The following is a 10,119-nucleotide window of genomic DNA, read 5'->3' on the forward strand; positions in this document are numbered from 1 at the left end:
GCGGGGTGGTGCTTCGGGGGATGGTTTATAAAGAGATTTAGTGTGTGTAAGAGGTCCCTGCTATCCTGGGCCGGATATATTTTACGAAGTTCCGGAAGGTAAACGGGGTGTCCTGACTCGGGAATATCTTGGTTTTGATGACCAGTCTGAAGGTCATCAGGAATATGGGAATAAAGAGTATGAGAATGGTATAGAACCAGACGGAATAGGCATTCATGAACAGGGTACGGATGCATACCTGGTTGGCCTTTTCGGTGCCCATGGTCAGGTTGAGTACGCCTTTGACCGAGGGGAAAAGGATGGGGATCTTTGTCCAGTTGGCGTAGCGGACGTCTTCGTAGTGATACTGGAGGTTATATTCCGGTGATACCTGTTTGGAATAATAGGGCCAGTTGTTCTGGACGTCCGCGAAGCTTGCGAGCCGGGCGTCGGGCCTGACGAAACAGAGGTCGAATGTGGGGTCGAGGATTACCCAGCTGGTGCCGTTGTAGGCTTCGACGAGATTGTGCGCGCCGTAGATGCCGTTTGCTTTCATCTGGGCGATACGTACGGGGAAGTGGTAGGTTTTGACGATCCGGGCGAGGACCCGGGAATAGCTGCCGCAGGCGCCCCGGGTGGTCATGAGGTCAAAGGCGGTGGAGTGAATGGCCGCTTCTGCGCCCATGTCCGATTTTGCGTCCTGAAAAGTATATGCTCTGTCGCTCATCAGCTGATGGCAGACATTCATGGATTTTACGAGGATGGAATCTGGAGTATCATTGGCATCGATCCTTCCATCGATGGTGTTCTTGATGCTTCCAAAGAGGCCGTTCTCGTAAGTGGCCTCCATTTTGAAATAGCACATGGACGCTATTGCAAAGCCGTTCAGAAACATCAGGAAATACAAATTGCTAAAGGCAGCTTTAATAAGCAGGAAAGGGTACCTAAATCCCATAGTTTATGTATAAGGTTGTATAAGGTTATTAACAGGTTTGGATCTACTACTTGCTTTAACGCCTAATGAGGGTTTTATTGTATGTAGCCGGATTTTGACCTCGGAAATTGTCTTATTATTTAAGCTGTCTGAAAAATACAGCTAAAAAATACCCTTTTCCTATAAGCTTATTTGATCATATAAATCAGCCTTTCCGGGCCTATTCCGGTGGCCTTTAAGGCTTTCCATTTAGACGGCAGCCGGGTAGGCAGCTGCGTAATTCCCGAAGGGGTGATCTCGAGGCCGAGGAAGCCGTTCAGGACGGCCTGGAGCATTCCGCCGGCGCCCGTGGCGAAATAGGGATTGTTGCCGGTGGCCGTCTCGGCGATCACGCCGAAGGGCGGGCGGAGGTTGGGTCTGTATCCGCCGGTAAAATCGGCCAGTGCCTTGTCGGGCATACCCAGTCTGGCGTAGAGGATGGCGAAGATGGCGTGGGTCATGGCGGGGCCTTCGCCTACGCGGGGTTCATAGTAGTCGAGGTCTTTCCGGATAGCGGCGGGGCTGGTAATTTCCTTCAGGGGGTAGGCGAGGAGATTGACGTCGGCCTGTTTGATGGACTCGCCGTTGTAGCCGGCGTGTTCGCGTGTGACCCCGTCGGGAAAGCGGAGTATCGGGATATTATTTTTGACGTTGAGCCAGTCCGGGTCGGGTGTCAGGCCGAGGATGCGGGCGGCGTCGGTGGCGTCCTGGAGGTTGGCGCGCGCGGCGGCGTTGGTATAGGCGTTGTTGTCTACGTTCTCGGCCCATTCGTCGGCGGCGACCACGTTGTTGATGTCGTAGTGTCCAGGGTCGTTGCGCTGTACGCGGCTTGCCCAGAAGTCGGCTGTAGCCTGCAGGAGGGGTAGCCTTTTTCCCTGAGCCAGGTCTTGTCACGGGTGACGCAGAAGTAATTCCATGCGGCGATGCCTACGTCTGCGGTGATATGGTGTTCGAAGGGGCCGCTGAGCGCCCATACGGGCGTTTCTTCGTTGCCGCTGGCTGCACTTTCCCAGGGGAACATGGCGCCTTTATAGCCGTGGCTGGCGGCGTTGTGCATGGCTGCGGGCAGGCGCTGGTAGCGGTATTCCATCAGGGAGGCGGCAATTTTGGGCTGCAGGAGGAGTAGGGCGGGGTACATCCATATCTCGGTATCCCAGAAGGTATGGCCATTGTAACCGAGGCCGCTGAGTCCCATCGGGGAGAGGCTATAGGAGGTGCCTTCGCGGGCGAAGGAATAGAGGTGATAGAGCATGAGCCGGACCTCGCGCTGGGTGACGGGGTCGCCTTCTATGATGATGTCGCTCTGCCATAACCGGTCCCAGGCCATTTCGTGGTCTTTTATTAGCTGGCGGCTACCCTGGAGGGTGGCGAAGAGCGTGAGGCGTTCGGCTTCGTTGAGGGGGTCGTCGTCGTGGGCCGATGTGAGCGTCGAGCCTACGATGGAGAAATGGTAGGTCTGTCCGGCGGTGAGCTTCTTTTTGAATTTGAGCAGGTGCATGTTGTTGTCCCACATTTCGTGGATGACGCGCGGTTCGGAGCCGTGGGGCTCGTCGAAGACAAAGCTGTTGGAGGCTGCCATGAGGAGCTTGCCTGTGGGGCTTTTGGCGGTCGAGGTCAGGAGGGATATGGTGACATGGGGGCGGTCGATCTCGTTGTAGTAGTTCTCTACGTCTTTGAGCATGTCTGGGGCTTCCATGACGCTGGCGGGGACGATCTCGATGTCTTTATGTGCTGTGATGGTGATATCGACGAGGGCTGTATAGGGCAGCTGGCGAAGGGAATACCAGGAATAGCTGACCGAAGCCCTATCGGCGTAGTCGAAGCTGGTCGTCAGGCAGGCTCTTTTCATGTCGAGGCTCTGGCGGAAGTGGGATAATTGTTTGGCGTTTTCCAGGCGGCGGCCGTCTATATCGAGGTAGCAGTTGACGAAATTGAATGTCTTGAGAATATTGCTGACGCGGCCCCGGCCGTAGAGGTCGAAGGCACCGTTGAGGACAATGTCTTTGGCTTTAAAGGGTTCGGTAGAGGACACCAGGCCGAGCATTCCGTTGGCGACCGTGACGCCGTAGTAGTTGGATGGGTCGATGGTGTCGGCTTTTACGAACCAGGTGGAGGAGTCGGACGGTGCGGCCTGAGTATGTTGGCCGGGGGTTTGAGCCTGAGGAAGCAAAGGAAGGCAGGTACTGGCGGCGAAAAGCAATACGATGACGATACGCATGGGTACAATTTACCATATTATTTGTTAACTTGCCTTCAGACCTTATTCTATATGAAAAATTTTGCCAATGAAGCGGGCACGGCGGGGAAGGATCCCGTGAATATCGTTGCCGCCCTTCTCAGGGAGCTGTCCGTACCGGTGACCGATGCTACCATCAGGGACAGTCTTCTTTCTCATCCAAATTATCCCAGTCTTTTGTGTGTGTCTGAAAGTCTCGAACAATGGGGACTGGACACGATGGCGCTTGACATCGCTCCGTCAGGGCTGTCTCAGTTGCCCTGTCCCTTTCTTGCTCACTGTCCCACGGTCGGGGACGACCCCTACTGGATAGTAAAGTCGGCCGGCGATGAAGGGCTTGTTTGCATGGACAGCCGGCGGCGCATCCGGCCAGTTGCATTCCAGGATTTTTGTGACGTCTGGGATGGAAAGGTGCTGGTCATGGAAAAAAGGGAAGTGTATGGCGAAGCCGACTATCGGGAAAGGAGGCGTGCGGAGAGATGGGGGCGGGTGCGGATAGCGCTGGGAGTATTGGTGCTATTGCTGCCAATGGTCGCGGCGCTTCGGGTGTATATGAGGGAAGGCGGGGACGGCCGCTATTTTTCGGCATTACTGGCGGGGAATATTTTTGGTGTGGTGGTGGGGTTGCTGCTGCAGGGTTATGAATATGGGTGGGCGGGTGCGGGGTTGAAACGCTGGTGTTCGCTGAATGGGAAAATGAGCTGTGAGGCGGTGCTGCAAAGCAGAGGAGCCAGAATTTGGAAGGATGTGTCGTGGGGTGATCTGGGGCTTGTGTACTTTGCCGGGTCCCTTGCATACGGCTGGCTGGTGGCTTACGTCGGGCTATCGCCGGCGCCGCTGGTGGTGTGCAATTATCTATCTGTCGGGTATGTCATTTTTTCTTTGTTCTATCAGGGGCTGGTTGTGCGGAAGCTGGTGTTTTCTCTGTCTTCTTATACAGGGGGCGCTGGTGGTCGAAGGGTTAGCTGCGCTTGTGACGAGGCAGCCGGCAGGGCTTGCGGACGGTATGTCTTTTGTTTTTGTCGAAGCGATAGCGGGGGTTTGCTGGATCTTGCTGAAGCCGTTGTGGGTGCGGTCGATGGAAGCGGTAGTGCTAAGACGTGGGCTGACGAGGCTGAAGAGAAATGAGCTCGTTTTTCGCGGGCTTCTGGGGAATGAGGATGCGTTGAAAAGCGATCCCGGGGCAGTGGGGCTTGTCATCGGTGATGCCCATGCGGAGCGATCGCTGGTGCTGGTCAGTAACCCGTACTGCGCGCCCTGCGGTAAAATGCATCAACAGCTGGAGCGGCTGCTGGAGAACGACAGGCGCTGGAAGGCGCGGATCATTTTTTCCATTGCGGGTCAGGATGAGGATGCTGTCGGGGCCGTCAGGTCTTTTTTCACGCGGCGGATAGTGGAGGTGAGGCGGGGCTCAGGCAGGCTTTGCGTGACTGGTATGGGGAGATGAAAAGAGGGGCGGAGGGTTTCGGCGCGGATAAGAGAATAGCGGAGATGCTTGACTGGTGCGGGAAGGAAGAGATCCGGTATACGCCGGCGGTATTTGTAGACGGCCGCCGGCTGCCTGAGCCTTATGATATCGGGGACCTTCAATTTTTATAAGTGAAAACATTCTATCAGTGAACGGGTTTCCTTTTTTCCTCAGACGGGCAGGATGGATTGTGGTCCTGCGTGTATTGCGATGATCGCGCAGTATTATGGGATGCATTGCACATCGGCGAGGGTTGTGGAGCTGTGTGAAATGACGGCGGATGGAATTAGCCTGCTGGGGCTGAGCGGCGCGGCTGAGGCGGTCGGTTTCCGGACGATGGCGACGGAGGTAACACTGGAAGTGATAGAGAAAGGGAATTTGGTACCGTTCATCGCGCACTGGTCGGAGCGGCATTTTTGGTGGTGTATGAAATAAGTGACGATCGGGTATGGGTAGCCGATCCCGCGCGGGGTTTGTTTGATATGGGGAAGGAGGAGTTTTTGGAGCAGTGGGGCAGTGAGGGGAAGGGGATCGCGCTGTTGCTGGAGCCGGGGCCGGGGTTGCCGATAAAAAGCGAGCTATGAATTATATTCAGACATTTTGGTCGGGTCCGGGTGTAAGGACCGGGGAGGAATTGTATGGGTTCACGGGAGGGTGGCTTTCGGCCGAGTATCATTGGATGAGCTGGGCTCTCAGCGTCCTTCAGGCGCATAAGATCTTCGGGAAGGTCGGGCTGGTCACGGACGGGCCGGGTGCGGAAATGCTGGTGGGGGTGCTGGGGCTGCCGTATTCGCGGGTCTCGACGGCTCTTGACGGGATGTCCGGGCGTTATCCCGCGGGTCTTTGGTCGATGGCCAAGATCTACTCCTATAGCCTGCAGCAGGAACCCTTTTTGCATCTGGATGGAGACCTTATACTCGGGGCGGCGCCTTCGGATGAGTGGCTGGGTTCGCCGCTGGTGTGTCAGAATATCGAAAAGGATCTTTTCTTTTACCGGGCGACGCTTGACAGGATAAATGCGTGCTTTTCTTATCTGCCGCCTCCATTCGGGCGTTCGTGTTATGCGGGCAGGGAGATATACAGCTGTAATGCCGGCCTTTTTGGCGGGACCGCGATAGCTGTTATTCAGGACTATTGCCGGGCCGCTTTTGAATTCGTGGAAAAGAATCTGTCCTGCCTTGGAGAGGTGCAGCCGAACGATCTCAATTTTATCTACGAGCAGTATTTGTGTTATTGCATCGCAAAGGAGAAGGGTGTGGACGTCGCCGCTTTTTTGCCGGAGGTAGTGGAAGACCCGTTATATAAGGAGCTGGTGCGGTTTCAGGATGTTCCGCCGGCGCCGCTGATCCATCCGGTCGGCGGATTTAAAAAATTGCAGTGGGTGTGTAATAGTCTGGCGAAGCGTCTGCGGGATGAGTATCCTGATAGTTATTACCGGATCATCGAATCGCTGCGGGGGGTGGGGACGGCGTTGCGGAGCAGGATATATCTGGGTAAGATGGGGGATGATGGGGCGGGGTATGAACGGACGGAAGCGGCGCGGGCCTGGCTCACCAGGAAGTATGGATCGTGGGATGAAGCGAGTCTTGCGCCGCAGGAGCGGCGGTCTTTTGAAGAGGTGAGCAGGCTCGAGTCTGCGAGTGTCCGGCATGCGCGGCATTTGTTTGGGGAGGGAGCGGACCTGGGCATGTGCGAAAGAAAGGAATTCGAAGTTTACCGGGGGATCCTGAATCTGTTCTCGCTGCCGCCTGGGGAGCGGGCGGAATGTTATTTCCGGTGGAACCCGGATGCGCTGGTTGTCGATGTGAAAAGAAAATGGGTAAACGAAAAAAGCAACCGGATCGAAGATATCATTTCTCTGAACTTTAACTGCGGTGAAGACGAGGAGGTGCTGGTATCGGGGAAGGTGGTGATAACGCCTGCGGCGTTACAATTATCTGTAAGCGAATATTATCTGGACGAACTGGATGCGCTGATCGCAGAGGCTTGTCAGGAGCCGCGTTCGTTGAAGGACCTGCTTTCGGAGTTGGAGGAGTGTTTCGATCCGGAGGATATTCAGCGCGATTATACTGCATATTCAGGGCTGATAGAAGAGTGCGTAAAGCGATTGTTATTTGCGGGTGTTTTAGTAACTTCAGAGCATTAAACATTTTCCATATGAAAGAAAAATTAAAACAGCTTGGTTCCCTGAAATTGGGAAAGGAGCTAACTAAGAATGAAATGAAAAAGGTTGTCGGTGGCGACAGCTGCTACACTGTGTGCACGGGTGGAACTTATTTTGGGTTTTGCCAGGCTTCGTATTGCGCCGCGGCCGGCCATGGTAGTTTTGTTTCCTGTGGATCCGGCTGTTTTGGCGGAGGTCTTTAATTTTTGCTGAAATTTTTTGTTATGGTCCCGGCTCAGGCCGGGATTTTTTTACTTTACGTGCTTATGAAACTGATACTATCATTGGTGGGTGTTGTGGTTCTGTTGATAGCCGGGAGCTATCTGGTCATTCCGGGGCAATTGCATATCGTAGTAACGAAGACGGTCCGGTGCACGGCGAGTGGCGCCAGTCGTGCGATCATCGAGGAGGCCAACTGGGAGAAATGGCAGCAGGGGGGGCTCGGGTTTTTGCGCTGACCGGTAAATATTATCATGCGGCGGAACTTGGATTTGATCAGGCGGGCGGCGGTTTCAGGGATAGCGGCCGGGTGAATATTCTGCCGCTGACGCTGGATTCTCTTCTTCTGCAGTGGACCTGTGTGGTGCCGACGAGTGGGAATCCACTGCTGCGTTATGCGCGATACCGGGATGCTATAGGGCTGAAGAAGGCGATGGACGTCATGCTTGAAAATGCGCGCGCCTGGATGGAGAAGAAGGAGAATGTTTATGGAATCGACGTATGGAATGCGATCTCAAAGGATTCGGTGTTGCTGATCGCCAAAATGAAGACTGTGGGCTATCCTGATACAAAGGATATCTATAAGACGATCGGGGCGTTGCGGAAGTATATCGCCGAGCATGGCGCAAAGGAAACAGATCATCCGATGCTGCACGTGACACCGCTGGAGAATGGGCAGTATGAGTCGATGATCGGTATTGCGACGGACGTTGCGCTGGACGGGAATGCAATTTTTGAGCGGAAGCGGTTTATTCCATGGAAGGTGGTGGTGGGGCAGACGAGGGGCGGTCCCTGGAAGGCTGAACGGGCGATGAAGCAGTTGCAGCAATACCTGACGGATTACGAGAAGGTGACGATGGCGCTGCCGTTTCAGCTGCTGGTGACGGAAAGGGATCAGGAATCGGATACGACGAATTGGGTAACGCAGGTGGTACAGCCCGTGTCATAGGCGGAATTAGGGTAGGGAATTTTGGGGGGAATCAGGGTTGGTGAGTTTTTGCGGCGGGGGCTGCGGGTGAGGAGAAGCGGATGATTCTTGCGCTGTCGTTGTTTCTTGCGAGTATAAAGGAGGGGGATCCGGCGATGGTGAGCGGGAGGATGTGGCGGACCTGGCCTTTTATGGCGAGGCTGTTGAGCGGGGTGACGGAGAAACTGTCCTTTCCTTTGTTGAGGAGGATGGTGCCATAGTCTGCGTCGTAGCGCCCCATCTGGATGTTGTTTTCATAGTAATTACCAAAGAGGAGGATATCGGGAAGGCCGTCTGCGTTGACGTCGGCGACCGCTGCGTCCCTGTAGGGGGAGAGCTGGGCTTTCCATGGGAGGGCTGTCGCCGTGAAATTGCCGTGTCCATCGTTGATGAAGATGGAATTGGCGAAGTAGTCGGCGGTGAAGGTATCGGCCTGGCTGAGTTTTTCTTCAGGAAAGAGGTCCGTGAGTGATGCCTTTGCGAAGTCTTTTGCGTAGAGGAAATTCTTTTTCAGGGAGGGCATTTGTCGTTCGAGCTCGCTTTTGTCGGCAAAGGGGAGCTGTTTTCCGTTGAGGTAGTAGGTGAGGATCTGTTCTTTTTTTCCGTTGCCGTCGAAGTCGTAGTAGTACATACGGACGGGCTGCTCGGAGGAGGCGCTGAGGCGGCTGTTGAGGCCGAGGTTGCCAGCGATCAGGTCGATGTCCCCGTCATTGTCGATGTCGACGGGCATAAGGAAATTCCACCATCCTTTTTTTGTAGTGACCATCTTTTTGACGAAGCGGCCCTGTGTATTCATAAAAGCGACGAGCCCGCCCCATTCGAGGGAAAGGAGGAGGTCTTTGTGGCTGTCTTTGTCGAGGTCGCACCAGCAGGCGCGGGTAACCAGTCCGATGCCGGAGAGGTCTTTTCCGAGGGTGGTTGTGACGTCGGTGAAGTGGCCTTTACCGTCGTTGCGGAGCAGGTATGAGTTGGGGATCTTGCCGTATTCCCGGGAACGGATCTCCCGCCTATGAAGAGGTCGGGGTATCCGTCTCCGTCAAAATCGTCGACCGCCACCGAAGAAGCGTTTATATAGAGGTCGTGAAAAGCGTCGCTGAGTTTTGTGAGATGGCCTTTGCCGTCACCGAGATATATGCGGGGGCTGAGGAGTGTATCTTTTCCGTAATACTCGTTGCCGCCGCTGGCCACCACGAGGTCCATATTTCCGTCCTTATTGAAGTCTGCCCATTGTGCGTCGACGTCTTCATAGCTGCTGTCGGCACCGAGGGTGGGTATGGCGGCGCGGGCAAATGTGCCTCCTTTTGCCTGGAGGAATACGGCGTTCTTTTGCCATTTGGAGGCTCCGATAAAGACGTCGTCGAGGCCGTCGTTGTTGATGTCGGCTACTGCCAGTGCGGGTCCTTCGGTGGACAGCATATGGGGAAGCAGCGGTTCGCGGTCAAATTCGTGAAAATCGTTCTCTGTGTGCCGGTAGAGCAGTCCGGTGCTATTGGTAATATCTTTTACGGGTGGTGTGGGGTTGGCATAGTGGGCGGTGAGCAGTCTGTAGTCGAAGCGGGGAAGGCCGGGCTGCCAGGAGAGGCTGATGGATGTGTCGCCGGCGTGCCGGTCGATGCGCTGGCAGCTGTTGTCGGGCCATACGAGGAACAGCGAATCGATGGATGCATGGCCGAGGCCCATGTGCAGGGGATATCCATGCTGGACATAAATCCTCTGACGGGGTATTTTTCGCAGGTGCGGATATCTTTTCCACTGAACAGGATGAGTTTGCTTCCGAGGGCCCGCAGGTTCTTTTCGGGGCCGTGCAGCCGGACGTCGAGGTAGTCGGCTTTTTGCCGATTACCGGAGTTGTTGCGGTAGATAAGCGCGGGTCCGTCGATGCTGTTGACGACGAGGTCGAGGTCGCCGTCGTTGTCGAGGTCGGCGTATATGGCGCCGTTGGAGTAGTTGGGGATGGATCCGGAGATGCTGTCGGCTTCGTCGGTGAACTTCATCGAGCCGGTATTCCTGTAGAATTTGCTGGGCAGTTTGATCTCGGGAAATTTCTTTATGAGGTCGATGTCCTTGTCGGTGCTCTGGTGCATCTGTTCCTGGAGCTGCTGGTCGGATAGGA

The 10,119-nt window shown here is 55.1% G+C and carries 11 protein-coding genes and 2 pseudogenes; 7 read left to right on the forward strand and 6 right to left on the reverse strand.

Annotation, left to right across the window (positions count from 1 at the left end; all coding sequences use genetic code 11):
• Positions 1–37 precede the first annotated feature (37 nt).
• The 3 genes and pseudogenes from ACQ86N_RS07445 to ACQ86N_RS07455 form a co-directional block, all read right to left on the reverse strand.
• Entirely contained in the window at positions 38–874 is an 837-nt protein-coding gene (locus tag ACQ86N_RS07445; RefSeq protein WP_431214610.1) for a hypothetical protein, read from the reverse strand.
• Between the two features lie 227 nt (positions 875–1,101).
• A complete protein-coding gene (locus tag ACQ86N_RS07450; protein ID WP_431217309.1) occupies positions 1,102–1,638 on the reverse strand; it encodes a hypothetical protein in 537 nt (178 codons plus the stop codon).
• A 48-nt stretch (positions 1,639–1,686) separates the two neighbouring features.
• Positions 1,687–3,170: pseudogene (locus ACQ86N_RS07455) on the reverse strand (glycoside hydrolase family 65 protein); the annotation flags it as partial.
• Positions 3,171–3,221: 51 nt separating this feature from the next.
• Between ACQ86N_RS07455 and ACQ86N_RS07460 the strand changes: the two are divergent.
• The 7 genes and pseudogenes from ACQ86N_RS07460 (at position 3,222) to ACQ86N_RS07490 (ending at position 7,988) form a co-directional block, all read left to right on the forward strand.
• The gene (locus ACQ86N_RS07460) at positions 3,222–4,316 is read left to right on the forward strand and encodes a vitamin K epoxide reductase family protein (protein WP_431214611.1); all 1,095 of its coding nucleotides are present in this window, start codon (positions 3,222–3,224) and stop codon (positions 4,314–4,316) included.
• A gap of 37 nt (positions 4,317–4,353) precedes the next feature.
• Entirely contained in the window at positions 4,354–4,635 is a 282-nt protein-coding gene (locus ACQ86N_RS07465) for a hypothetical protein (RefSeq protein ID WP_431214612.1), read from the forward strand.
• Complete coding sequence (locus tag ACQ86N_RS07470; RefSeq protein ID WP_431214613.1) at positions 4,632–4,787, forward strand: hypothetical protein; 156 nt, start codon at positions 4,632–4,634, stop codon at positions 4,785–4,787. Before ACQ86N_RS07465 ends, ACQ86N_RS07470 begins: the two co-directional genes overlap by 4 nt.
• Positions 4,788–4,866: 79 nt before the next feature.
• Positions 4,867–5,240: pseudogene (locus ACQ86N_RS07475) on the forward strand (cysteine peptidase family C39 domain-containing protein).
• Entirely contained in the window at positions 5,237–6,802 is a 1,566-nt protein-coding gene (locus ACQ86N_RS07480; RefSeq protein ID WP_431214614.1) for a DUF6734 family protein, read from the forward strand. Before ACQ86N_RS07475 ends, ACQ86N_RS07480 begins: the two are co-directional and overlap by 4 nt.
• Positions 6,803–7,086: 284 nt before the next feature.
• Positions 7,087–7,278, forward strand: coding sequence for a hypothetical protein (locus tag ACQ86N_RS07485; protein ID WP_431214615.1), 192 nt, complete (start codon positions 7,087–7,089; stop codon positions 7,276–7,278).
• Positions 7,245–7,988 carry a GyrI-like domain-containing protein gene (locus ACQ86N_RS07490; RefSeq protein WP_431214616.1) on the forward strand — a complete coding sequence of 248 codons (744 nt, stop codon included), beginning with the start codon at positions 7,245–7,247 and terminating at the stop codon, positions 7,986–7,988. Before ACQ86N_RS07485 ends, ACQ86N_RS07490 begins: the two co-directional genes overlap by 34 nt.
• Positions 7,989–8,019: 31 nt before the next feature.
• On the opposite strand, the gene ACQ86N_RS07495 is transcribed toward ACQ86N_RS07490, so the two are convergent.
• From ACQ86N_RS07495 to ACQ86N_RS07505, 3 genes are all read right to left on the reverse strand, one after another.
• Positions 8,020–8,802 carry an FG-GAP repeat domain-containing protein gene (locus ACQ86N_RS07495; RefSeq protein WP_431214617.1) on the reverse strand — a complete coding sequence of 261 codons (783 nt, stop codon included), beginning with the start codon at positions 8,800–8,802 and terminating at the stop codon, positions 8,020–8,022.
• On the reverse strand, positions 8,799–9,422 hold the full coding sequence (locus ACQ86N_RS07500) for an FG-GAP repeat domain-containing protein (RefSeq protein ID WP_431217310.1): 624 nt from the start codon (positions 9,420–9,422) through the stop codon (positions 8,799–8,801). Before ACQ86N_RS07500 ends, ACQ86N_RS07495 begins: the two co-directional genes overlap by 4 nt.
• An 86-nt stretch (positions 9,423–9,508) precedes the next feature.
• Positions 9,509–10,090, reverse strand: coding sequence for an FG-GAP-like repeat-containing protein (locus ACQ86N_RS07505; protein ID WP_431214618.1), 582 nt, complete (start codon positions 10,088–10,090; stop codon positions 9,509–9,511).
• Between the last annotated feature and the right edge of the window lie 29 nt (positions 10,091–10,119).

Origin of the sequence: Puia sp. P3, assembly GCF_050632245.1 — a bacterium.
Taxonomy (GTDB): Bacteria; Bacteroidota; Bacteroidia; order Chitinophagales; family Chitinophagaceae; genus Puia.

Bases quoted from the DNA above. Each gene is read 5' to 3' on its own strand.
- ACQ86N_RS07445 (WP_431214610.1), bottom strand. From the start codon at position 874: ATGTTTCTGAACGGCTTTGCAATAGCGTCCATGTGCTATTTCAAAATG.
- ACQ86N_RS07460 (WP_431214611.1), top strand. From the start codon at position 3,222: ATGAAAAATTTTGCCAATGAAGCGGGCACGGCGGGGAAGGATCCCGTG.
- ACQ86N_RS07470 (WP_431214613.1), top strand. From the start codon at position 4,632: ATGAAAAGAGGGGCGGAGGGTTTCGGCGCGGATAAGAGAATAGCGGAG.
- ACQ86N_RS07480 (WP_431214614.1), top strand. From the start codon at position 5,237: ATGAATTATATTCAGACATTTTGGTCGGGTCCGGGTGTAAGGACCGGG.
- ACQ86N_RS07485 (WP_431214615.1), top strand. From the start codon at position 7,087: ATGAAACTGATACTATCATTGGTGGGTGTTGTGGTTCTGTTGATAGCC.
- ACQ86N_RS07490 (WP_431214616.1), top strand. From the start codon at position 7,245: ATGGCAGCAGGGGGGGCTCGGGTTTTTGCGCTGACCGGTAAATATTAT.
- ACQ86N_RS07495 (WP_431214617.1), bottom strand. From the start codon at position 8,802: ATGAATACACAGGGCCGCTTCGTCAAAAAGATGGTCACTACAAAAAAA.
- ACQ86N_RS07500 (WP_431217310.1), bottom strand. From the start codon at position 9,422: ATGCTGTCCACCGAAGGACCCGCACTGGCAGTAGCCGACATCAACAAC.
- ACQ86N_RS07505 (WP_431214618.1), bottom strand. From the start codon at position 10,090: ATGCACCAGAGCACCGACAAGGACATCGACCTCATAAAGAAATTTCCC.